Annotated in this window: 25 protein-coding genes and 1 riboswitch; of the genes, 3 read left to right on the top strand and 22 right to left on the bottom strand. The window is 37.3% G+C overall.

The genetic code is table 11. The features are described from left to right. Positions 1-257: 257 nt before the first annotated feature. From DVW83_RS11010 to DVW83_RS11000, 3 genes are all read right to left on the bottom strand, one after another. Positions 258-713: a hypothetical protein gene (locus DVW83_RS11010; protein WP_005878550.1), complete on the bottom strand. Its 456-nt coding sequence runs from the start codon at positions 711-713 to the stop codon at positions 258-260. A 303-nt stretch (positions 714-1,016) separates the two neighbouring features. Further along, positions 1,017-2,228 (bottom strand): CCA tRNA nucleotidyltransferase, encoded by a 1,212-nt coding sequence (locus DVW83_RS11005; protein WP_104661116.1) that lies wholly within the window; start codon positions 2,226-2,228, stop codon positions 1,017-1,019. 22 nt (positions 2,229-2,250) lie between these two features. Beyond that, positions 2,251-2,586: a nucleotide pyrophosphohydrolase gene (locus DVW83_RS11000; RefSeq protein ID WP_104661117.1), complete on the bottom strand. Its 336-nt coding sequence runs from the start codon at positions 2,584-2,586 to the stop codon at positions 2,251-2,253. A gap of 152 nt (positions 2,587-2,738) precedes the next feature. Here DVW83_RS11000 and DVW83_RS10995 point away from each other — a divergent pair, with 152 nt between their 5' ends. Further along, positions 2,739-3,614: a YitT family protein gene (locus DVW83_RS10995; protein ID WP_104661118.1), complete on the top strand. Its 876-nt coding sequence runs from the start codon at positions 2,739-2,741 to the stop codon at positions 3,612-3,614. 224 nt (positions 3,615-3,838) lie between these two features. Here DVW83_RS10995 and DVW83_RS10990 read toward each other — a convergent pair whose 3' ends face one another. From DVW83_RS10990 to DVW83_RS10945, 10 genes are all read right to left on the bottom strand, one after another. After that, positions 3,839-4,417 carry a ReoY family proteolytic degradation factor gene (locus DVW83_RS10990; protein ID WP_104660868.1) on the bottom strand — a complete coding sequence of 193 codons (579 nt, stop codon included), beginning with the start codon at positions 4,415-4,417 and terminating at the stop codon, positions 3,839-3,841. Positions 4,418-4,422: 5 nt separating this feature from the next. After that, a complete protein-coding gene (locus DVW83_RS10985; protein ID WP_104660869.1) occupies positions 4,423-5,682 on the bottom strand; it encodes a tetratricopeptide repeat protein in 1,260 nt (419 codons plus the stop codon). Then, positions 5,679-6,728 carry a hypothetical protein gene (locus DVW83_RS10980; protein WP_123862494.1) on the bottom strand — a complete coding sequence of 350 codons (1,050 nt, stop codon included), beginning with the start codon at positions 6,726-6,728 and terminating at the stop codon, positions 5,679-5,681. The genes DVW83_RS10985 and DVW83_RS10980 overlap by 4 nt, the downstream gene beginning before the upstream one ends. A 460-nt stretch (positions 6,729-7,188) precedes the next feature. Further along, a complete protein-coding gene (locus DVW83_RS10975) occupies positions 7,189-7,464 on the bottom strand; it encodes an HU family DNA-binding protein (protein WP_002290178.1) in 276 nt (91 codons plus the stop codon). A 244-nt stretch (positions 7,465-7,708) separates the two neighbouring features. Next, positions 7,709-9,019, bottom strand: a complete 1,311-nt coding sequence (gene der, locus DVW83_RS10970) for a ribosome biogenesis GTPase Der (RefSeq protein WP_005878566.1) — start codon at positions 9,017-9,019, stop codon at positions 7,709-7,711. 332 nt (positions 9,020-9,351) lie between these two features. Continuing rightward, a complete protein-coding gene (rpsA, locus tag DVW83_RS10965) occupies positions 9,352-10,584 on the bottom strand; it encodes a 30S ribosomal protein S1 (RefSeq protein ID WP_104660871.1) in 1,233 nt (410 codons plus the stop codon). Between the two features lie 135 nt (positions 10,585-10,719). Continuing rightward, positions 10,720-11,397 carry a (d)CMP kinase gene (gene cmk, locus DVW83_RS10960; RefSeq protein WP_104660872.1) on the bottom strand — a complete coding sequence of 226 codons (678 nt, stop codon included), beginning with the start codon at positions 11,395-11,397 and terminating at the stop codon, positions 10,720-10,722. 185 nt (positions 11,398-11,582) lie between these two features. After that, entirely contained in the window at positions 11,583-12,218 is a 636-nt protein-coding gene (locus DVW83_RS10955; protein WP_123862496.1) for an SAG1386/EF1546 family surface-associated protein, read from the bottom strand. Between the two features lie 69 nt (positions 12,219-12,287). After that, the gene (locus tag DVW83_RS10950) at positions 12,288-13,694 is read right to left on the bottom strand and encodes a RecQ family ATP-dependent DNA helicase (RefSeq protein WP_104660874.1); all 1,407 of its coding nucleotides are present in this window, start codon (positions 13,692-13,694) and stop codon (positions 12,288-12,290) included. Next, positions 13,678-14,703: a helix-turn-helix domain-containing protein gene (locus DVW83_RS10945; protein WP_104660875.1), complete on the bottom strand. Its 1,026-nt coding sequence runs from the start codon at positions 14,701-14,703 to the stop codon at positions 13,678-13,680. The genes DVW83_RS10950 and DVW83_RS10945 overlap by 17 nt, the downstream gene beginning before the upstream one ends. A gap of 31 nt (positions 14,704-14,734) precedes the next feature. Between DVW83_RS10945 and DVW83_RS10940 the strand changes: the two genes are divergently transcribed. After that, positions 14,735-14,953, top strand: coding sequence for a ferredoxin (locus DVW83_RS10940; protein ID WP_104660876.1), 219 nt, complete (start codon positions 14,735-14,737; stop codon positions 14,951-14,953). Positions 14,954-15,212: 259 nt separating this feature from the next. On the opposite strand, the gene DVW83_RS10935 is transcribed toward DVW83_RS10940, so the two are convergent. From DVW83_RS10935 to DVW83_RS10905, 8 genes are all read right to left on the bottom strand, one after another. After that, on the bottom strand, positions 15,213-15,941 hold the full coding sequence (locus DVW83_RS10935) for an alpha/beta hydrolase (RefSeq protein WP_104660877.1): 729 nt from the start codon (positions 15,939-15,941) through the stop codon (positions 15,213-15,215). Between the two features lie 203 nt (positions 15,942-16,144). Further along, on the bottom strand, positions 16,145-17,485 hold the full coding sequence (locus DVW83_RS10930; RefSeq protein WP_104660878.1) for a M20 family metallopeptidase: 1,341 nt from the start codon (positions 17,483-17,485) through the stop codon (positions 16,145-16,147). Positions 17,486-17,645: 160 nt separating this feature from the next. After that, entirely contained in the window at positions 17,646-19,169 is a 1,524-nt protein-coding gene (locus DVW83_RS10925) for a YfcC family protein (RefSeq protein ID WP_005878582.1), read from the bottom strand. Positions 19,170-19,781: 612 nt separating this feature from the next. After that, positions 19,782-20,228, bottom strand: a complete 447-nt coding sequence (locus DVW83_RS10920; protein ID WP_104662045.1) for a hypothetical protein — start codon at positions 20,226-20,228, stop codon at positions 19,782-19,784. Positions 20,229-20,242: 14 nt separating this feature from the next. Then, a complete protein-coding gene (locus DVW83_RS15575; RefSeq protein ID WP_224784391.1) occupies positions 20,243-20,449 on the bottom strand; it encodes a hypothetical protein in 207 nt (68 codons plus the stop codon). A gap of 225 nt (positions 20,450-20,674) precedes the next feature. After that, positions 20,675-20,812, bottom strand: a complete 138-nt coding sequence (locus tag DVW83_RS15570; RefSeq protein ID WP_224784390.1) for a hypothetical protein — start codon at positions 20,810-20,812, stop codon at positions 20,675-20,677. 368 nt (positions 20,813-21,180) lie between these two features. After that, positions 21,181-21,438, bottom strand: coding sequence for a Txe/YoeB family addiction module toxin (locus DVW83_RS10910; RefSeq protein ID WP_104662046.1), 258 nt, complete (start codon positions 21,436-21,438; stop codon positions 21,181-21,183). After that, the gene (locus tag DVW83_RS10905) at positions 21,431-21,700 is read right to left on the bottom strand and encodes a type II toxin-antitoxin system Phd/YefM family antitoxin (RefSeq protein WP_104662047.1); all 270 of its coding nucleotides are present in this window, start codon (positions 21,698-21,700) and stop codon (positions 21,431-21,433) included. The genes DVW83_RS10910 and DVW83_RS10905 overlap by 8 nt, the downstream gene beginning before the upstream one ends. A gap of 505 nt (positions 21,701-22,205) precedes the next feature. On the opposite strand from DVW83_RS10905, the gene DVW83_RS10900 reads away from it, so the two are divergent. After that, the gene (locus DVW83_RS10900; RefSeq protein ID WP_123862497.1) at positions 22,206-22,328 is read left to right on the top strand and encodes a recombinase family protein; all 123 of its coding nucleotides are present in this window, start codon (positions 22,206-22,208) and stop codon (positions 22,326-22,328) included. Between the two features lie 274 nt (positions 22,329-22,602). Here DVW83_RS10900 and DVW83_RS10895 read toward each other — a convergent pair whose 3' ends face one another. Then, complete coding sequence (locus DVW83_RS10895; RefSeq protein WP_104662048.1) at positions 22,603-23,211, bottom strand: ECF transporter S component; 609 nt, start codon at positions 23,209-23,211, stop codon at positions 22,603-22,605. A gap of 127 nt (positions 23,212-23,338) precedes the next feature. Beyond that, a riboswitch (FMN riboswitch) is annotated at positions 23,339-23,460 on the bottom strand. Positions 23,461-23,524: the final 64 nt, after the last annotated feature.

Genomic DNA, 23,524 nt, shown 5'->3' with positions numbered 1-23,524 from the left:
TTGTGGTTAAAAACATTGTACCGTAAAAGGGCTGTTACATGGCCTTTTATCTTTTACACAATTATATGGACTTTATCAAATTTCTCTTAAGCTATTCTATACTTTTAGCTATTCATAAGTTTGCTTCAATTTCCGAAGCTTATTCTATTCCAAAAAACATAAAATAGCAAGTACAGAAAAAAAGCCAAGAAAATGGACATTTATACGCGACTGTCCTCCCCTTCTTGGCTTATGATCGTCCGGCTTATATAACGGATCTATTCAAAAAATTCTCCATAAACATCGTCTACTCGTTGCTCTGGATTGATTACGATATAAAGATTGCCTGTTTTTTCACTGATTTTTGTTGATTGATATTGATTATCTAGACCTTCTGTTCCTTTATCAAGGTATGGGAAATAAACAAGGTCTGGCGTACCATTACGGTATAGGATTTCCATGCGTTCGATATCTTCATATTTCAATGCGCGATTGAACATTCCCATCTCAAGTCCGCCCAAATTGATATCATGCGTTGCCACTGAATCCCCTTCATGGAAGATTTCGATTTTAAATCCAGCACATGGATGAATCTCCATGAACTCACTGCCGTTAATCCGACCAAAGCTAGTTGTAATTTGTTTGATCCACAAGTCACCGATATGACGACGGTTGATTGTCCAAGTTTCGCCGTTTCGGAAATAAAATTTTAGCGCTGTCATTTCTTTACTCATTAAAAAAATCTCCTTTTTAACGTCATTTATTCTGGTTCATCTTTAGTTTAGCATAAACATCGCTTCATGGTCACATCTAACGTTTTTTTACCAGAAAATCCTCTACAGGAATGAGGCTGGGACAGAAGTGTTTAACTCCGAGAAATAAGAAGAAATTAACGAAAATTGCTTTTCAAATTTTTGTGAATTTCGGCTTATTTAAGAGGGAGTTGCTTCTGCTCCCACCGTTTATTCGTTTTTAAAAAATGAGACAAAAGTGTTCCTTACTTTTGTCCCAGGCTCGTGAGCAATACCTTTGAATTGTCAGATTTCTATATTTTGCTCTTTCAAATAAACAAGTAGTTCATCTTTATCGTTAGCAACTGTTCCTGTAATAACGCCACGTTCAGCTAATTGCAACGCTTCACTTACCCATTTTCCAGGCTTTTTTTGACTTGTTTCTAACAATAGATTTCCATCAATAGAAAGTTCACTTAACGATTTGATAGGAAGCTTGTCATAATTTTCCGTCACTTGCTGCAACTCAGGTGTTTCAGCAAAATAGCCGATCAGCTCCTCTATGTTCAAAGCGGATTCTCTTCCCAAGCGATATAAATCAAGTGCATCTAAAAAGTGCTGTTTACGTCGTTTCAATCCATATACTAATAACTGGACCTCTTTGATCATCTGATTGGAACATTTCCATTGTTTTAAAAATGAACGGATTTCTTTTTCTTCAAGACCTAATTGATCGATCAGCAATGTCCATGCCTGACTTTCTGTTCTCAACGGTTTTTTAGGTAAATCAGCGAAACGCAGTAATGCTTCACCATATTCCTTCAGTCCTGGACAATAAACGTAGCATTCTGTTTCAACAAAGGCACGAAGTCCTGCCGAACGCTCTTGTCCTAGCAACATCTTGACAAACTCGACATTGATACGTTCTACAGAGATTTTTTCTAATAGATGATGGTTTTCTTGGATTGCTAGCGCCGTCTCTGCCTCAAGTTCGAATCCTAACTGGCTAACAAATCTCAAGCCACGCATCATGCGCAACGCATCTTCATGGAATCGCTCATGGGGGTTTCCCACAGCTCGAAGGACCTGGTTCTCTAAATCAGATAGGCCGTCAAATAAATCAATGACTTGTCCATCTTCCTTTAAAGCAAATGCATTGATGGTAAAATCCCGTCGCTTGAGATCTTCTTCCAATGAACGGACAAATTCAACACTATCAGGTCTTCTATAGTCCTGATACGTCGATTCCGTACGAAAGGTGGTGATTTCGTATTGCTCATCGTCAACTAGAGCCAACACTGTTCCATGTTCGATACCAATATCGATTGTTTTCGGGAAAAGTTGTTTGATTTCTTCTGGAAATGCGCTTGTAGCGATATCCACATCATGAATATTTTGTTTCAAAAGGGTATCTCTGACACTTCCTCCCACAAAATATGCTTCAAACCCTGCATTCTCTAGTTTTTTTAATACTGGGATGGCTTTTTCATACTCCTGTGGTAATTCTTTTAATTTCATCATTTTCCCTCTTCCGTGTCTCTTATTTCTCTTCATTTCGTTCAAATCGATCATGATCTCGCTGATTGAATTTCGCCATATTCTTTTCAAAGATCTCCGTTAGATCTATTTCTAAAGAATTCGCCATGATCATCGTCACAAATAATACATCTCCTAATTCTTCCGCAACAGAATTGTCAGGTTCAGAGTCCTTTTTACTTTTTTCTCCATATGTATGGTTCACTTCTCGTGCTAGTTCGCCTACTTCTTCGGTTAATCGAGCCATCTGCGCCAGCGGTGAAAAATAGCCCACCTTGAATTGTTGGATATAGTCATCTACTTCTTTTTGCATACTTTTTAATGAACGTTCGTCATTCATCTGTTTCACCTCACACACTATCTTACCAAAATTTTCTGCCAAATCCTAGGCAAGAGCAATTGTGAAAATGAATATTCCATGCTACATTATGTAAGGAAATGTAAAAAAGTTGAAATATTTTGAAAAATTAATCATTTGAAAGTAGGGATTTGATGACTTCATTAAAAACAATCAAAGAGATAGTGCTTATCATTATCGGGACAAGCATCTATGCTTTTGGTCTAGTTTATTTGAATATCGCTAATCAATTAGCAGAAGGCGGTGTATCAGGTATCACCTTGATACTTAAAGCACTTTTTGGGATCGACCCCGCCTATTCTACCTTATTTATCAATATACCGTTGATCCTTATCGGTGGTAAGATCCTAGGTAAACGTTCCTTGGCTTACACCGTCTTAGGTACGCTCTCACTGTCTGTATTTCTTTGGATCTGGCAACGTGTTCCTTTACAGATCAATCTACAACATGATCTGCTGATCGTATCGTTACTTGCTGGATTAGTTGCTGGTATCGGTAGCGGTCTTGTTTATCGGATGGGTGGAACAACCGGTGGTAGTGATATTATCGCTCGGATCTTAGAGAAAAATTATGGCATCTCCATGGGGCGTTCGTTGTTGGCACTAGATGTCATTGTCCTACTTGCTTCCCTTTCCTATATTGATCTAAAACGAATGATGTACACCTTAATCGTCTCTTACGTATTTAGTCGAGTCATTGATTCAATTTTAGACGGTGGCTACGCTGCTAAGGGAATCTTGGTCGTATCGAATAAAAATGAAGAGATTGCGCCACTCCTTATGACTGGTTTAGAACGCGGTGTGACGTTTTTATCTGGTGAAGGTGGTTTCTCTGGACAATCGAAGAAAATCATCTACATCGTCGTTAGTTCAAGTGAAATAACCGAAGTGAAGCGAATCATCCATGATATTGATGAAAAAGCATTTGTTTCTGTGATCAACGTCCACGAAGTAGAAGGAGAAGGGTTCACTTACCTTAAACCTCAAACAAAATTGTTGAAGCGTTTATAATAATCAAACTTTCTGGTTTCACCATTAAAATGAGGCTGGGACAGAAGTGTTTAACTCCGAGAAATAAGAAGAAATTCACGAAAATTGCTTTTCAAATTTTTGTGAATTTCGACTTATTTAAGAAGGAGTTGCTTCTGCTCCCGCCATTTATTCGTTTTTAAAGAATGGGACAAAAATGCTTCTTACTTTTGTCCCACGCAGTTAAAATACTTTTTTACGCCTTGTTACGGACGTTCTCGTGTATGCTCGCTCATTTCCGAACTATTTTTGAGAATGAGCCGATTGACCTCATCTGACAATGCAAGAAATGCATCTTTGTCTTTTTTTTCTAATGCTTGATCGATTTGTGCATAGAGCATCTTCAACCGTGCTTCTTGCTCTTTTTCTTTAAAGTAATATTCGATCAATTCTGCATCTTCTTCACTGATCGAATCATCCCATGAAGCAAAAGGATTATCTTCCAATATCATTAAATACTCTCGTGTTTGCCACGCATTCTCAAATAAGCATTCTACATATAATGGTCTTTTCCAATTCAAACGGATCTCATGAAAAATTTGATCTGTATCGGTAAATTCTTTTCCTTCCAAAAACAGCTTCATTGGTTCCCCATCAAAGGACAGATCACTAATCTGTAAGCCGCGGTTTGCTTGGTTGGCTCCCTCCACGAAGTGAACATTACTCAATATCGCTTCATGGTTCGCTAAATAATTTAAGATCCAAAAAACTTCTCTTCGACTAAAAGAGACGTGATTCACAATCCAAGTCAAAAAATTCTTTTTTTCTCTTACATCTATCAGCATCTTTCTCACCTCTCTGCTAGATCATCTAAGACTGACAATGCCTCCAAATCTCCAGGTTCATGTTCTAAATAACGGGTAAGTAATTCTCGTGTTCGCTCTAGTTGTCCTTCCTCGCGTAAGAAAAAGGCATACTCTTTTAGAAAGTCTGGTTCATGTTCTAGTTCATGATAAGCTTGTTCATAATGGACAGCCGCTACAGCGAAATCTTCTAGTTCATTATATGCATGGGCTAGATTCCATTCTGCATAAGGATTGGCTGTTTCCTCCATCTGGTTCACGACTTCGATCACATCTTCATATCTTTCATCATCTAGATAAAGATTACTTAACGTCAATAACGTTTCATCTTGTTTTTCTCCTAACTCAAGCGCTTCTAACAGCAGCTTTTCAGCCTTTTCTTTATCATGAAGTCGAAACGCATTTTCTGATGCCAAATGATAAAGTTCTACTTGATATGGATTTTCCTTTATTCCTTCTTCTAAAACTTTTTGAGCCTCTTCGATCAGTTCTTCTTCCTGTAATGCTTGTCCTAAATAAAGATATAAAGACTGATATTGCGGATTGACTTCTCGCAATTCTTGGAGGTAATTGATGGCTTTTTCATTTTCTTTTAGTTGAAGATTTGTAAAAGCAAGTTGGAAAAGACGGTCATCTGTTCGTTCCTCTTGGAGTGCTTTCTCTAATGGTTCGATCGCCGCTTCAAATTCTCCTTGCATGCTAAGCGATTGACCCATGCGTTCTTGCATAGAGATACCAGAGATTTCATCTATGTCAGAAGATAGCAGACGTTCATAGATCATTGCTGCTTCTTTAAAACGATCAACTGAAAAATAAAGTTCTGCTAAAGCAAATTGGATCAGTGGTTCTTCTGGTAATAACACTGCTGCTTCCTTCAATTTTGCTTCACTGACCTCTGGTATGCCAATTACTTGATATAAATCAGCAATTGCTAATAAAGCTTGTGGGTAATACTCACTGTCTTTAGAAATTCGTTCTAAATAATCAAACGCTTGATCGATCTCATTGTCTTCGATCGCGATCTCCGCTAACGGAATATTCAACTCGTCATTCTCAGGATATTGTACGAGTAACTGCTCATAGATTTGTTTCGCTTCTTCTAAGAAACCGAGTGCTAATAATTCTTCTCCCAATTCAGCTAATACATCTGCTGGATCTTCTTTTAGAGCCTGTGCTAGATATAGCTGTGCTTGTGTTAAGTCTTCCTCTGATAATGCTTGTAGCATCTTTTCACTATTTGTATTCATTTAATCCCTCTTATCTCATTGACAATCTTTTCGTAAGTAGCCATAGTTTTCAATAATTCTTTCTCAGTTGGTGATTGATAACCACCTATTATACCGATTTCTTCCAAAATGAGAATTTTTTTGCTTTTTTCAGCTAATTGCAGAACATTTTCTAAATAATCCGTTTTCGATAGCTGCTCTGGCCAATCGATCGGATAATTGAGATGCTTTAACCATATAAAGAAATTTTTTATTTGAAAAGGCATCTTTGTGATTTCCACATTCCAAACAAATTGGAAAAGCATCCCTAGTAATTTTTTCATACTAGCAGATAATAAATGTCCGTTTTCTGACAAATAAAAAGCTTGTTCAAACAGTTTACCATAATTTGTGAGTTTGTCAGCCTCTTCTTGATAAAAATAGATCATTTCTTCCAACATCCCAGTAAATGGTCGATGGTATAACTGCTGCGTAGTTGGATAATTTTTATATAATGTCTGTAAAAATGAGTGGTCACATAGGATCCCACAAAAAACAAAAGTCAAAAAATCGATTTGTTTGCCACTGATTTGTTTTTCACTGATGGTTTGATCGTAGACGATTCGTTCTGGGAGGGTCTTCGTTTGAAGAACAACTTGGTTAGGCAGCTGCAAAATGATTCGCTCTGGTGTCAATGCCCGAGCCATTGAGCGAATAGATACTGGAATAAGCCATAGCTTCGATTCCAGCGGTGTATGTTTTTGAAAAAAGCCAGCCAAGTCCATGATCCCTTCATTTCCAAAACCAATAATGAGGAATGCTTCATTTTCAGGATAACGTTTGGCAAAAGTAAGTAGATTGCTTAATTCGATCAAATGATTGCATTGCGTGTTTGCACAGATGTACCAATCAATCTTACGAGGATTCGCAAACAACTGATTGATTTTATCAGCAAATAAGTCATAATACCGCTGATTCGTCAAAAACAGCACAGATTGCTCGATCTTCAGCGACTTTAACTGACTAACTAAAGTTTCTGCATAAAAGATTTTAGCTGTTTCACCATGCAACTCATAATCCAATTCCATGTGCATCCCTCCTTTTCCTTATTTTACCATTAGTAAGTAAAAACGAAAAAGGATAATATATGTATAAAGGTTGTGAAAAGAGCGTCTTGACCTGAGCAATAAGGAAGAAAATCTCGAAATAGCTTTCCATATTTTGAGATTTTTTGATTTATTGTTGAAGGTCAGCTCTTTGAACACCGTGAATAAGGTTGTGAAAGAAGCGCACAGCTCCGAGCAAATAAGAACTAGATTTCTAAAATAGCTTCTCATATTTTGGAAATCTAGAGCTTATTGTTGAAGATGCAAGCCTTTGAACACCAAGGGCTAAGTTGTGAAAAAAAAAACGCTCCACGAAACTTGACTAGTTCCTACAACTTACGAGAGCGAACGAGGAGCCTTTCTCATTTTTTTATGCTTAAGCCACGTCATGTATAAAGAAAAGCACCTGTAGCATAAGAGCTACAAGTGCTTTTTAGCTGTCTTATTTAACAGCATCTTTCAATGCTTTACCTGGTTTGAATGCAGGTACTTTGCTAGCTGGGATTTCGATTTCTTCACCAGTTTGTGGGTTACGTCCTTTACGAGCTGCGCGTTCGCGAACTTCAAAGTTACCAAAACCGATTAATTGAACTTTTTCGCCGTTAGCTAAAGCATCTTGAATAGTTGAAAATACAGCATCTACTGCTGCAGTTGCATCTTTTTTAGTTAAGTCAGTAGCTGAAGCAACTTTTTCGATTAATTCTGCTTTGTTTGCCATGGATAGATTCACCTCCTCCACAAGAGATATGATGTAAAACATCAGTTTAGTTAAAAACATTCTGAGTGGTCCAGAAGTTTAAAAGAAATATTGATCAAGTTCAATATTCTGTTATCACGATATCATATGAACCGCTTAATAGCAAGGTTTTTACCAATTTTCACATGCTTTTTTTAGTCATGAAAACGTAATATTTAAAACCAACTATTTTTTTTGAAAAATTCTACTTGATGTGTTAAAATGCCTATTTTCTTCTTCTAGGAATGATGCGAATCGATGTCCCTTCAAAGGTAAATGCTTTTCGAATTTGGTTTTCTAAGAAACGTTCATAAGAAAAGTGCATCAACTCTTCTTCATTGACAAAAACAACGAAGGTCGGTGGCTTAACAGCTACTTGAGTTGCGTAGAAGATTTTTAAACGTTTTCCTTTATCCGTTGGTGTCGGATTGATGGCCACCGCATCCATGATGATATCATTAAGAACAGCAGACGATACCCGTAAGTTTTGGTTCATGCTTACATCTTCAATCATTTCAGGCAAACGTTCAAGCCGTTGCTTTGTGACTGCAGAAACAAAAACAATCGGTGCATAATCTAGATAGCGGAATTCTTCGCGGATTTCTTGTTCAAAATCACGCATCGTATTCGTTTCTTTCTCGACAAGATCCCATTTATTTACCACGATGATCACACCACGACCAGCTTCATGAGCATAGCCCGCTACTCGTTTATCTTGTTCACGGATTCCTTCTTCTGCATTCAATACCATCAAAACAATATCAGAACGATCGATGGCACGCATCGCACGCATTACACTGTATTTCTCAGTGTTTTCGTAGACTTTGCCGCGTTTTCTCATTCCAGCGGTATCGATCATCAAGAATTTTTGACCATTTTCTGATACAAAGTGCGTATCGATTGCATCACGTGTAGTTCCTTCAATATCAGAAACAATGACACGATCTTCTCCCAAGATTGCATTGATCAAAGAAGATTTACCGACGTTTGGACGACCAATCAGACTAAACTTGATCGTATCATCATCTTCCTCTTCATTCTCATCAGAAAAGAATTTCACTGCTTCATCCAAGATGTCACCAATACCTAATCCATGGCTCCCAGATACTGGGTATGGATCGCCTAACCCTAATGAGTAGAACTCATAGATGTCATTTCTCATTTCAGGATTATCTACTTTGTTAACAGCTAATATCACTGGTTTGTTACTACGATATAATATTTTTGCAACGACCTCATCCGCATCAGTGACACCTTCACGTCCACTAACCACACAGATGATCACATCTGCCTCTTCGATGGCGATCTCAGCTTGGTGTTTGATCTGATCCATAAATGGTTCATCACCTAAATCGATCCCACCTGTATCGATCACGCTAAACTCACGACCTAACCATTCACCTTTTGCGTAAATGCGATCGCGAGTTACTCCAGGAGTATCTTCGACAATCGAGATACGCTCACCAGCGATTCGGTTAAAAATCGTAGACTTACCGACGTTCGGGCGGCCAACGATTGCAATTGTTGGATTTGCCATAGTTATTTCCTCCTCACAAGTTTCCAATCTTATTCAGTTTAACGAATGTCTCACTAACTTTCAAGCATAGACTGACAAATAAACAAAGTATTTATCTTCCTTCAGGCAAAAACAGCTTTTTGATCGTAAAAACTGTCCTATTTGAAAGGTAAAATCAAAAAAACGCCTATTCTGGCCTACTATACTAAAAAGTTCTCTCGAACTTACGGATTCATATTTACTATTTCCGCTACTTACCGCTAACTTCAAACAACCATCAAAAACAAAAAACGAATCAAAAACCTTTTTAAGATTTTCGATCCGCTTGCTTTTGATTTTACCAAACGATACGATTATTTTTCTGAATCGTCTGATGTGTTTCCTTCTACTTCTTCTTTTAATGCATCCCCTAAAAGATCTCCCATTGTAAATCCAGTGTTTTCTTCTGGCAATTCATAAGATTCTACATCTTTAGGTTCTTCTTCAGAAGCTGGTTTTTCTTCTAAAGCTTTGATGCTAAGAGCAATACGATGCTCTTCAGGATTTACTTCTAGCACTTTCACTTTCACATCATCACCTTCATGAAGAACTTCATGAGGTGTAGCGATATGTTTATGTGAGATTTGAGAAATGTGAACAAGTCCTTCTACCCCAGGGAATACTTCCACAAAGGCACCAAAACTTGTCAAACGCTTCACTTTACCGTCTAAGACTGATCCAGCTGGCGCTTTTTCTTCGATATCTGACCAAGGTCCAGGCAACGTATCTTTGATCGATAATGATACACGTTCCTGTTCTGGGTTGATAGATAGTACTTTCACTGTTACTTCATCGCCTACAGCTAGGACATCACTTGGCTTAGCAACATGGCTATGAGAAATCTCAGATACATGGACTAGTCCATCGATTCCGCCTAAGTCAACGAAAGCACCAAAATCAGTAAGACGTGCTACACGACCATCGATCGTGTCGCCTTCATGAATATTTGCTAAAACTGCTTTTTTCTTTTCTTCTTTTTCAGTTTCGACAACTGCTTTATGTGAAAGGATCAAGCGATTTTCTGAAGGTTCGATTTCAACGATTTTGAACGTCAACGTTTGCCCTTTGTATTCTGAAAAATCAGCAACAAAATGGTCTTCCACCATTGAAGCTGGTACAAAGCCACGGACGCCTACATCAACGACCAATCCGCCTTTCACGACATTTGTCACTGGTGCTTCGATCACATTTCCAGCTTGGAAATCTTTTTCGATATCTTCCCATACTTTTTTCGCATCTAAACGACGTTTGGAAAGTAAATAGCTCCCGTTTTCTTTATCTTTGCCAATCGTACTGATAACAACTAGATCCAAGACATCTCCAGCTTTTACTATATCGTTGATCTCTTCGACAGGTGAAGTTGACAACTCTTTTGCAGGAATGACGCCTTCTACTCCAGCCCCTTCGATCCCTACAACCACTTGTTTGTCTTCGATTACTAACACTTCGCCTTTGACAACATCACCGACATTTACTTCTTGGACGCTATTCATTGCATCTTCCATCGATTGATTGTTATCTGTTTGATTTTGTTCAAATTCTGTCATAACACTTGTCCTCCTAACCAACATTCTGCCGTAACCACGGTACTGCTTTAAGTTTAATTGATTATTAAAAAAAAATAAAGCGATTTCGTTTGTTTTACTCTAAAAAAAGCGGAATTTTCGTAATTTTTCATTTTTTTACAAACGATAGCCTTTTTCGTTGACTACATCTTTGATTGCCTGCACGACTTGCGGGATCGATTTACCAGTAGTATCGATTCGAACTGCATCTTCCGCTTGTTTCAATGGTGATGCTTTTCTGGTGGAATCATAATGATCACGTGCTTGGATCTCTTCCGTCAATGTCGCTAAATCTGTAGGGATTCCTTTTTCGAGATTCTCTTTATATCGTCGCTGTGCTCGTTCAGTGACACTGGCAACTAAAAAGATCTTCACTTCTGCCTGTGGCAATACTGAAGTTCCGATGTCACGTCCATCCATCACGACTCCTCCGTCTTTAGCAATTTGACGTTGGATCGCCACTAACGCTTCACGCAGCTTTTTATGTGCTGAAACTTCCGAAACAGCTCGAGTCACATTTGGTTGGCGAATAGCTGTTGTAACATCTTCGTCTGCTACCCATACATGCTGCCCATCAACTTCTTGACTAAAAGAAATCGGATAGTGATTCAACAATTCTACTAACTTCGTTTCATCTGAAAAAGCAATCTGATGAGTAATAGCCAGATAGGTCACTGCGCGATACATTGCTCCTGTATCAGTATAAATATAGTTGAAATCTTTTGCTAAAATTTTCGCAACAGTACTTTTTCCTGAAGAAGCAGGTCCGTCTATTGCAATACTGATTCTTGTCATTTTCTAACTCCCTTTTCTCAAAAAAGAAGGGGCTGCGACCAAAGTCACTGCGCCTTCTTTTTTTACAGTCAACAGTGCAAACAACTTCATGGATGCACTCTTTTTTTATCTACCTTCATACAAAAAGAGACTGTAGAAAAAGAGTCTTGAGTATCAGATGACTCTTTTTCTAACATGTCTCATGATTATTTAATTCGTAATTCTTGTCCTGGGTAAAGGAAGTAGTTGTTTGGATCGATTCCATTTAATTCAAACAGTTGATCGATCGTAATACCTGCACGCTCTGCAACTTGTTTAGGACCTTCACCTGATTGGACCGTTGTAGTTGAACCTGCTGGCGCAGTAGATGAAGAAGATGGTGTTGTTTCAGCCACCGCACTACTTGAAGGTTGTACTTCCTCTTGATCTACAACAGATGAAGAAGGAGTTGCTTCCCCTTGACTAACACTGCTGCTGGAAGGCGTAGTTTCCACTATTGCTTGACTCTCAGAAGTACTTTCAGATTCTTTACTTGATTCTACAGCCGAAGATTCTTCTTTTGTGGAAGAACTTTCAACCAATGATGATGTTGTCGAAGAAGATGATGCGCTTGATGCACTATTCGTTGAACCATTTCTGATCCAGAAATATGCTCCTGCTGGAATCGCGATACATAAAACTAATAGAACTAAAAAGAGAGACAAGAATAATGTATTGCCTTTCTTTTGTTGTCGTTGAGAACTTCTTGAAGAAAGTTCATCTTCCGTATCATAGATCGGTTGTTCCCATGGTTCTTGTGTTTCGTTATTTTCTGATGATTGATGTCGATCTTTTCTGCTCACCTTGTTAACCTCCTAAATTCTTTCGTGAGTATTATACCATAGTAAGAACTCCATTGTCTTAAAAAAATGCTATCCGTTGTTTTTTTTTAACAAATTTAGTAAAATCTCCTGCCACGAGCTTTTCTGTACAATTGGTGGTGTTATTGTTTTTGCTTCTCCATATAACTCTGCTCCGTCTTTATCACAACATTGTATTGGCTTGTCGACCAATTTTTCACCAAAATAATCAAGAATCAATTCTCTTCGACAAGTTTCACTATTGATATAATGAAGCATTTGCTGTAAGCGATACTGCTTTGCTTTTTCTTGTGCCTTTAATCGATCTACCCATTGTTGCGGATCAGTCATTTTTTCAACGACCTCCAACCACTTTTGCTGTACTTCATCAAAAAATTCGTTGTTATCAAGATCATTTTCTAGATAAAATTCAAATACTTGACGTTGCTCTCTTGACAATTGGTTAAAGAAATAATGGATACGCTCATCGTTTTTCTTGTATAACAAAATTGCTTTACTTGGTTTCTGATCCCTGCCGGCTCGACCAATCTCTTGGACATAATTTTCTAAACTATCTGGCAGATCATAATGGACGACTGCTCGGATATCTGGTTTATTGATACCCATTCCGAAAGCATTGGTAGCAACTAAAAATTGTAATTTATTTTGACTGAACTGTAACTGCAACTGTCTCCTTTGTGAAGCATCTAGCCCACCATGATAATAGCCAACTGAAAATGATCCTCGATACAATTGATACAGTCGTTCCACTTCTTTTTTAGTCGCACAATAGATGATCATTGAGCCATTCGCCTGTTTCATCAAAGTAGCTAATTCTTCATCTTTGTCTTCCATTTTTCTGACAAATAAAGAAATATTTTTACGATTGACAGAATGTCTCACTACTTGCGGTGGCAAATCAAAAAGCACCTTTTCGATATCCTGTTGAACAACCGTTGTCGCCGTTGCCGTCAACGCGAGCGTCACGGGTGATCCTAATCGTTGACCAATCACTCCCAATTGCTGATATTCCGGACGAAAATCCATCCCCCACTGAGAAACACAATGGGCTTCATCAATGACATATAAGCCGATTTTTTGTCGTTGCAAAACATTCAGAAGCTCTTTTTGAGTCAACATCTCTGGACTTAAAAACAAAAATTTATATTCTGCTAGATGTTGCAACACATATGCTTTTTCTGATTTAGACAATAAACTATTGTATGCGACTACTCTTTTCTCTCCTTGCTTTTGAAGCTGTGTGACCTGATCTTCCATCAGCGATAGGAGCGGGGAAACGATGACTACTAGCCCTTCCCTCAAATAGCCAGTTAGCTGATAGCATAGACTTTTCCCATTGCCAGTTGGTAAAACAGCTAGCACATTTTGTTCTTGTAAAAGGGCTTGGATAATTTTTTCTTGACCTGGTCGAAAAGATGAAAAACCAAATCGTTTGCGTAGCTCATCGATCAGTTCCATGTTCAAGTTTTCCTTTCAATAGACCAAGTTGATAAAATCGGAATTCTCCGTAATCTAAAGAGAACTGCGCATTTATTTCTCGATAATTCCAAGAACGGACATCATTCAATCGACTAAGAGAGTCCACTGTTTTCTTTGAAATCATCGTTGTGTAAGGAAAATCATCAAAAAAAAGCAACCATTCAATCAAGTGATCTGTGACTGTTCCTTTTTTTAGTTGACGCACAGACATCACTTGCTCAACAGAATATCCTTCTAAAATAAGCTTTCGCGTAATCAGCATACTCTGATTTAGATTCTGATCAAATAGCGGCTTGAGTAATTTAAAAAGCAAGAAGTCATTTCTTTTTTCGAGATTCTGTAACATGACATGAATTGCTTTTGCTTCGAATAACGTTGCTTGAATTTCTTGTTTATCCGTCAATTGATAAGGTAAAAGCCCCAAGTCATGTTCTCCTGAAAACTGATTGGCTAGAAAGTCAGCCAATTCTTTTGGCATCCCAGTAAACAATGCTACGAATTCCTGGTAGATTTTTTCTGATAATTCTTCTCGGTTCAACTTTACACTAGCTAACCATCTTTTTATTTGGAATGTATAAAACGGGCTTGTTTCAATCGGTAAATAATTTGCTGTACCATTTGTCAGATTCGAGACTACTTGGACAGCAAACTTGAGGAGACGCCAGCAAGTCAAATAGGTTCTGCCATATCGATCATAGTGCACTCCTTGATAAGAAAAATCGTTTTTTTTTAATTTTTTCTCTCCAAGTGTGGTGATTGATGCGTGGTTATCAATCAGAACAATCAGCTTTTCTTGTTCCAAGCGAGTAATGATCGCCAAAAATTCTTCTTGCTTCAATGTTGGAAAACTCCCATGAACCAATAAAAGATCATTCAAAAAACTATAAATCAAGACAGACGTCGTACGCTTCCCACTAATTAGTTGAAATAGGCTAGATACCCTTAGCTTGTTTCTTGATAAAAATAAAGATAAAATAAATTCAGTCATATTAATCCCCTTAAGAATAGGATGGTTAGAAATGTCATTACTATGTAAACTCGTCCCTGAGCGTTGTATCGCTTGTGGACTTTGCCAAATCGAGGCGCCAGATATTTTTGATTATGATGAAGAAGGCATCGTGTTATTTGCACAAGAACCAGAAGCCCATCAACAATTCGTCTCTGAAAAAGAAAAAGAACCTATACAAAAAGCCTACCAAAAATGTCCGGTAAGAGCAATCTTACTAGAAAGATCATAATACAGCTATCTCATTAACAAGAAAAAATTTAGAAGAAAGAAGAGGCCGGAGCAGAAGTGTTGAACACTGAGAAATAAGCCGAAATTCATGAAAATTTCTTTTCAATTTTTTGTGAATTTTCGCTTATTTCCGAAGGATTTGCTCCTACTCCCACCGTTTATTCATTTTTAAAGAATAAGATAAAAGTGTTTCTTACTTTTGTCCCACGCTCCTTCTTTCTTCTTGTGTCTTATTTGACCCTAAACAGCGACTGAGCAAATCATAGTCCAGCTAACCAATTCAGTAGAGTGTTGACGATTGCCGTTTGTTGATCTGCGTTCGTGATCTTCGCTTTTCCATCTCCCTTTTGTTCGCCATAACTACCAAAGCCCCCATGATTTCCACCTTCAATCGAAACATATTTTGTCTGCGTTGGCAAGTATTCTTTCGCTGACTCATATGCTTCTTGGTCCAATACCTGATCGTTGGAAGCAGTGATGCTCAAGATAGGTAGCTTACTTTTTGCAAGTGTTCCTTTTTTGTCAGGGTAACTTGCTAAATAAAAGATTCCTTTTAATTGTTGTTCTTTTGAGTTCTCATTCGCATAACGGCTTGCCATCACGCCACCCAGCGAATGACCACCAATCACGTAATTTCTATCGGGAAAATCTTCTCTGATTTTATCTGCGCGGTTTCCACTCAAAATGGCTAAATCTAGCGGCATTTTGGCAATAGCAACAGTGTAACCGTTTTCGGCTAAATCATTTGCCCAAATACTGTAACTTTCTGGTTCTACTAATGCACCTGGGTAAAAGATCACTAAAGGTTCCTTTTTATTGTTCTTTTGCCCAAATAATAAGTAGTCTCCTTTATCTTTGCCATGTTGAGAAGCTTGAGTTGCTTGTATGGAAGGCTCATACGTACTCTGTTGCAGATAATAATAGCCAGCGCCGCCTGCTATGCCTAATATGATGACTAAACCTATAAGTATTCGTTTAAATAGTTTCACTGTCTCTCCCCTTTTTCAATCAATTTTATCTGATCATTATAAAGTTACACTAAGGAAATTACGCTGAAAATGCAACTATTTTTTACTGATTCCAGAGGTAAATAAATAAAGCGATCCTCAAGTGTTAGATTTTGCACTAACCTTTGAAGATCACTTCAAGAAATTTCTGATTCACATTATTTTTCAAGAAAACCTAGTGAAACTTATTTTCCACACAAACGATAAATCGCTTCTGCATAGATTTCCATCGTTTTATACATACTGCTCAATTCCCATTTTTCATTTGCTTGGTGCATTAGATCTGGTGTATCAGGGAATAAGGCACCAAAGGCTACACATTGATTCATCGTACGCGCAAATGTAGCTCCACCAGACACAAGTGGTTCGGTCATATCTCCTGTGATATCACGATACGTTCCTAACAATTGTTGGATCAATTCGCTCTCTTTTGGAACATAAAGGGAATCAAGGAAGTCGAACTCTTCATATGTCAAATCATATTTTTCAACAGTTTCTTTCATTTTTTCAACTAGATCTTCTTTTTTGAATGAAACAGGGATACGCATATCTACACCAATTTTTGTATGTTCTGGTGTGATTTCCAAATTAGCAAAGTTCATTGTCAATTCGCCTGACTGTTCATCGATTGTTTTACCTACCACTTTTTCACCAGTCGCATTTTCTTGTACTAATTGACCTAAAAATTGGATAGGTGCAAAATCAAATAATTCTGAAAGGGCAATGGCTAAACGTGAGATAGCATTGACGCCTTCTGCCGCATCTTTTGCATGGATACTCTTACCAAGGACCACGATGCCATCACCTTTGTCTTCAAAATCGAAGTGATGTTTGTTCAATGCATCTTTAACTTCCGCTAATTTTTCACCTGAATAAGGTGCTTCATCAGGAACAACATTTAATGCTCCACCAGCATGAACAGAGAATTCACTTGTTCCAGGTCCAGTTAAATAAGCTTGTAATAGGCCTTTTTCTGCATAGATCAATGGGAAAACAGCATCTGGCGCAAAACCTTGTGTAACGCCTTCTTCTTTTTCATTGTATTTTTCTAGGCAACGCCATAGATTTTCTTCGTCTGTTCCGAAAATGAAACGAATACGCGTTTTGAATTCAACACCTGCATCCATCAGAGCTTTAACAGCATACATCGCCGCCATAGAAGGCCCTTTATCGTCTTCTGATCCACGTCCGATGATGAAACCATCTTTTACAGTTGGATCAAATGGTTTTGTCTTCCAATTATTTTCATCTCCGGCAGGCACCACGTCCATATGACATAAAATACCAAAGAGTTCATCTCCTGAACCAACTTCTGCATAGCCATAGTAACCTTCAGGATCTTTAAATGATTTGAATCCTAAACCTTCGGCGATTTCTAACACTTTGTCTAAAGCCGCAACAACTTTTTTACCAAACGGATGACCTTCACCAGAATCTCCTTCATCTAAAACAGACGGGATTCGAATCAACTCACTTAAAGATTCTACTGCTTGTTCACGATGTTGTTCAGTTACAAATTGTTTCATGTTTTTAGCCTCCTAATATAATAAAAAGGTCATGTCAAAACAACAGACACAACCTCTTTTTTCAAAAATAATTAGTCTACAAGAGCTTGGATCTTGTAACGTGTAGGTTATTGCTACACCCCATATTTCCTCTACAAATCTAAAATTTGTTAGGAGAGGATCATAACATTGCTGCTACACCTAAGATAACACAAATGGCTACAAAAAGGATAGCAATCAACTTACCAGTAAATTTCCACCATACTGAGATATCGAAGCGGGCAATTGCTACCGCACCCATCACGATTGCAGAAGTTGGTGTGATCAAGTTGACTAAACCTGATGCAGATTGATAAGCCGTGATAACTAAGTCTTTGCCGACTCCAGCAAATTCACCCATTGGTCCCATGATTCCCATCGTAGCAGCTGCTAAACCTGAAGTTGATGGGATCAAGAATGACATTGGGATATAGAAGATGAATGTCAAGATCAAGAAGACACTTGATGATAATGAACTTAGTCCTTGTTCGCCCCAATGTAAGATCGTATCTGTGATCAAACCATTGTTCATTACGACTTGGATACCGCGAGCGACTGCTACAACGATTGCTACACCGATCAAGTCAGAAGCACCAGCTAAAAACTCAGAGATAAAATCTGATTCTTTCATCCCATAAGTAAATGCCACAACGATTGCCATTACTAAGAATAGCATTGTGATTTCAGGGAAGTACCAATCACCTAGCGGAAGCATGTTCTTACCTAAAACTGTACCAACAACAGGTATACCTGTTATCCATTTTGTCAACGATTCAAAAATAGTGAAGTTTGAATTCAAAGTCGTCCAAGGAATCAAACTGATGATCATGATACCAAATGTAATAAAGAATAGAACGTTTACATGTTTTTGACGTTTCGTGATCGTTTCTTGGCGACCGATCGAATCGATATCAAAGTGTTTCATGTCTTCGTCACGTTGGTTGTAAACAAGTGATTTTGTCGGATCTTTTTCGATCTTTGATGCATAACGATAAACATATAGAATAGAAATCGTGATTAATACAACGAACATCAAGAAACGTAAGCCAATCCCTTCACCCATAGAGATACCTACAGCCTGTGAAGCAACCCCTGTGGCAAATGGGTTAACTGTTGAAGCCAAACACCCCACTTGTGAACCTACTAAAACGATTGCAACAGCAACTACAGTATCAAAACCAACTGCCATCATTACTGGAATAAGCAACGCATAAAATGGAATCGTTTCTTCTGCCATCCCATAAGTTGATCCGCCTAGAGCAAACAAGATCATCAATACAGGAATCAACATTTTTTCTTTACCTTTAAATTTTTTCACTACAGAAGCAATCCCTGCATCTAGTGCCCCTGTCTTGTTAATGATCCCTAGGAATCCCCCAACAACCAAGATAAAGAAAGAAATCGGAATAGCCGCTGGTGTTTCTTTTGTTAGTTCTCCAGCAGGAACCCCTAACATCCCATTGATTGGTGCCATGAAAATATCCCATAGTCCTTGGGGATTTTGTTGCACTCGTTCATAAGATCCAGCAATAATATTCCCATCAGCATCAACACCATAATGTCCTGCTGGGATGAACCATGTCAATACAGCGATAATCGCAATAATGATGAATAAGACCGTATACGCTGAAGGCATCTGAAATTTTTTCTTTTTTGTTTGTTCCATGTTCTTCTTCCTTTCTTATTTCTTTAGAATCTTTTTAGTTTCGATCCAAATGTTATTTTATCAAAAATAGCTGAATAACAAAAATAATAACCCGTGGAATCGAAAAGTTTTATTCAAAAAGGTTCGTTTTTTCTATACCTCCTTCTATAAAATTATTGGAAAGCTTTTTCAACTTTATTGTAGCGGTTTCTTTCAGTTAATAAATAAACCTATTTATCATTCAAAAAGCGAGGATTTTCACACTTGTTTGTATAAAATACATTTTTATACATTAAAGAAGAAAATACTCAAACACCGTTTATAAAACGCTTACATTATTTTGTATAATGTATTTTTTTTCATAAAAATAATGCGAGAAAATTTTCATTTTATTTGTTAATAACTATTCTATTCACATTTTCAGCAAAAAAATTTCGGCTTATTTAAGAAGGAATTGCTTCTGCTTCCACCGTTTATTCGTTTTTAAAGAATGAGACAAAATTGTTTCTTACTTTTGTCTCACACTCATCGGAAGATCTTCTTGGGTACATAAAAAAAATTTGGTCTTTACGTTTATTCATGATTTTCTCAAATCTTGCTATCGTTTTTTTTCACTGCCCATAATTCTTCAGATCAATACGTATACAAATGAAAATTATCCAGCAGCTCTTTACTATGCTGATATTCTAAATACCAATCATTTTTTTCTTGCCGATCTTTCTCTGTGACACCGATTGCTACGTATATTTCTAGAAAAAGGCGCACACAGTTGAGGTGAAAGTAGTCGACTTGTTCTTCCACAAAAACCAATAAAAGTTCTTCCTTATTTTCCAATGAAGGGATCGGATTAAAGTGACTCTGACCAACCGAAAAATACAGTTCTGATGCTGTTTCTCGTTTGATTTGATACACTTTGACATGTAGCTCCATCCACGAGAGTTTTTGCGTATTTTTCATTGAGACAAGAGCGTTGAAACATTCTCCTTCATAAGTAGACTTTGGAATCATCTCTGGATTGATCTCTGTTAAGGTAAATCGTTCGTTCAAAATTTTTAATGCCTGTGGCACAAGCCCTCTCATTTTCCGTCCCCTCCTTAACTGATCGTTGCCCCACTTGAAAAGTTCATTAAGGTTCCCCAACCATCTTTCATTGATTCAACCATCGTACCTGTAGTTATTACATACCCTCTCGTTTCTCCTAATGGTATGAACAAATGGCCGATTCTTTCCGTTCCATAACGATCTGCAGTTAAACTTCGTAGTACTGAACGAAAAGTAGCGTACGTTTGTTTATTGATCAAATTTATGTTTTGTTACTTGGTTCCACCAAAGAGTCTTGATCGAACTAGTCGCATTAAATCTAGTTCTTAATTCACAGTTCGTTGTATTACCACTGCGAATAATGAAATAGGTCAAGGAAACACCTGTCGTTCTCGGCAAGAGCTGTCTTCTACGCTCATTTAATTTCTCTAATAACTCGTCCTTTTCTGTTAGTGGTACGATTGAATCAATGAAAGATGTTTGGCTTACTTCATTGGTTGTTTCTTCGTCATCTTTCGGTTTTGACCTCGCTCACTGATAGCGATATCTGCAAATGCATACTCTGAAAAACCAATAATTAAAAAGGTTAAACAAATCAAGATGATTCCTTTTATTTTTGACATCATAAGTCGCTTAATCAATTTATTGTCATTAGCTACTTCTTTTGCTATACTCCTTCCTGATTTATTTTTTCAATGTAGCTAAGTTCAACCATTCCTCGTACCTAAAATGACTATTTCAAAAATGCTAATCATCAGCCAAAGGGAGTAGACGTTATTTAAAATAGGATTTTTCTGATTTTCCCCTTATCTAGTTTATATGTACAGTATAATTCATCCTCTGTATCTTCACTATAATAACAAGGCATATGTAATTTAAAAATAGCAAAAAAGCTTAGAAGAATAATCGGCTCTATAATTTATGAGAGTGGGACAAAAATCAGAAAAAACCTGATTTTCGTCCCACTCTCCCTTCATTTATTTTCTATTAATTAATAATGATCTTTTGCAGAATAGATAAATATCGTTTCATTTTCAACTCTATATATCAGTCTGTGTTCATCTGTAATTCTTCTTGACCATTTCCCAGATAAATCGTACTTTAACGGCTCAGGCTTTCCTAATCCATTAAAAGGGGAACGATCAATATCTTTTATTAATTTATTAATCTTTTTTATATTGCTTTTGTTTTCTTGCTCATACCAATAAAGATAATCGTTCCATGCGTCATCAGACCATGCCTTAATCATCAGATTCGACCTCAATTAAGTCATGTTTCTTAAATGTGCCTTTTGAAAACTGTTCGTCCCCTCTACGAATTTTTTCCATCACGTAATTGTTAGAAAGTGTTCTCAATGTTTCTTGCATAGAATCATAATCTCTTTTTGATAATACAACAACTGTATCATCAACATCTTTACTTGTTACGATAAGTGTTTCAGCATCTTCATTTACTTGTTTCATATAACCACGCAAATTTTGTCGGAAGTTTGAATAAGATACTGCTTCCATTCCTATGATAAAGCCTTTATTAGGTTCATTTGTTCTTTCCTGGTTACATCTGTCTTCGTTGTTTTCTTCATACTTATCAATTTATCTATTGCTTTTTCTTCCCTATCAATTCCATCGACAAAGTAAGGTCGATATTTTTCTACCAATCCAAAATGATCAAGTTACTGGATATCAAGTAACTTATTTCGCTTATCTTCATAAAACTTACAATCTTCAACAATCGCTTTTCATTCTTTTTCTACAACATCACATAGCCGTTCTTGTAAGTCAGGAACTGAAATAATATTTTTAGCTTTAATGGTATTTAAAGCCCTAACAAATTGATTAGTATCCCTTTTTCTGATTGGTGGTGTAATACGTCTAATTGTTTCTTTAGGTAAACATCAAGTGTGTGGTACAAACTAAAAATTAGTTTTGCCACAGATTCTAACTTTCGAATAAACGAAAGTCCAAAAGGAAGCTATTTCTTCATAATAATGAAACATATAGAATGGAGGAAACCTTTATGCTTATTGGTTATACTCGAGTCTCAAAAGATGATCAAAATTTAGAGTGCCAAATCAATCAACTAAAAAATTATGACGCCGAGCAAATTATTCAAGAAAAATATACTGGTACTTATAAATAAATCGACTGAAACTACGAAAGTTGAACAAAAATAACGAACAAATGAATTGATTTTTCGTTGATTATTCGTTTTACTACCGCTATTTTCTGTACGAATGTTTCAGTGACCCCATTTCTAGCAAAAAAATGGTAGAAACAGAGCTATCTTCTTTTCCTAACATTGTACGATTTGCTTGGGTACATTAATAAACAGCAAAAAAGCTTAGAAGAAACATCATTATCTACATGAGAGTCTTCTAAGCTTTTTATTTAATAAGTTATTTAATGATTGACAGCTATTTTATTACCGTATGTCGCTGTTCCAGTTTATGCTGTTTGCGACTTAACCAAGGGAGTAGTTTTGCATGCAACACTAGGAACGCTGCACTAACGATAAATCCTTTGATCAAATTAAACGGTACGATACCGATCAACACGTAATTTGTTAAAGGCATCCCCAACATCTGATTCGCATTTAACCCAAGAAACATCAGGTATAATGGCGTGATCACGAAATAGTTGGCTACGCTCATGAACAAGGTCATCGCAAGAGTACCAGAAATCACTCCAGCAAATTTATTTCTACCTTCATTTTTTTTCTTTCTAAAGAAGTAGAATATCGGTAATGTAAAGATCGATGTTGCTAAGAAACTTGCCGTATCTCCTACTAGATTATCTGGTGAAAAGCCAGTGGTCACTAGATGTAGGATTGAACGCAAGAATGCTGTGACTACGCCAGCTAGTGGCCCAAATAAAAACATACTGATCAGTACTGGGATATCACTAAAGTCGATCTTTAGAAAACCAAAAGCTGGCATGATTGGAAATGCAAAATATTGCAAAACCAAACCGATCGCAGCAAACATTGCTACAGCGACCATTTTTTGTACACGGGTGTTCTTCATTTGAAATCCTCCTGTTAGGACTCCTCTTCAGCGAACTTTTTTAACGACTCGATCATTTGTAAATAAAAAAACTCTCCTTAGCACAGGGAGAGTTAGAGTTATTTGGCAAAAGTCTGCGTCAAATAAGCTCTATCTTCTTTATCCAGACTATACTGTCGGTACCGGAATTTCACCGGTTCAGCTACTTAAAAAGTAGGTCGTGGACTTTAACCACCGGTCGGGAATTTCACCCTGCCCCTGAAGACGAACCATTTATGATTTTTTGTTTACCCTTTCATTATACATACCTTTAGAAAAAATGCAATCTTTTATA

The organism is Enterococcus sp. VV15 (assembly GCF_005236045.1).
GTDB lineage: Bacteria > Bacillota > Bacilli > Lactobacillales > Enterococcaceae > Enterococcus_B > Enterococcus_B durans.
This window is presented reverse-complemented; position numbering and strand designations above follow the sequence as displayed.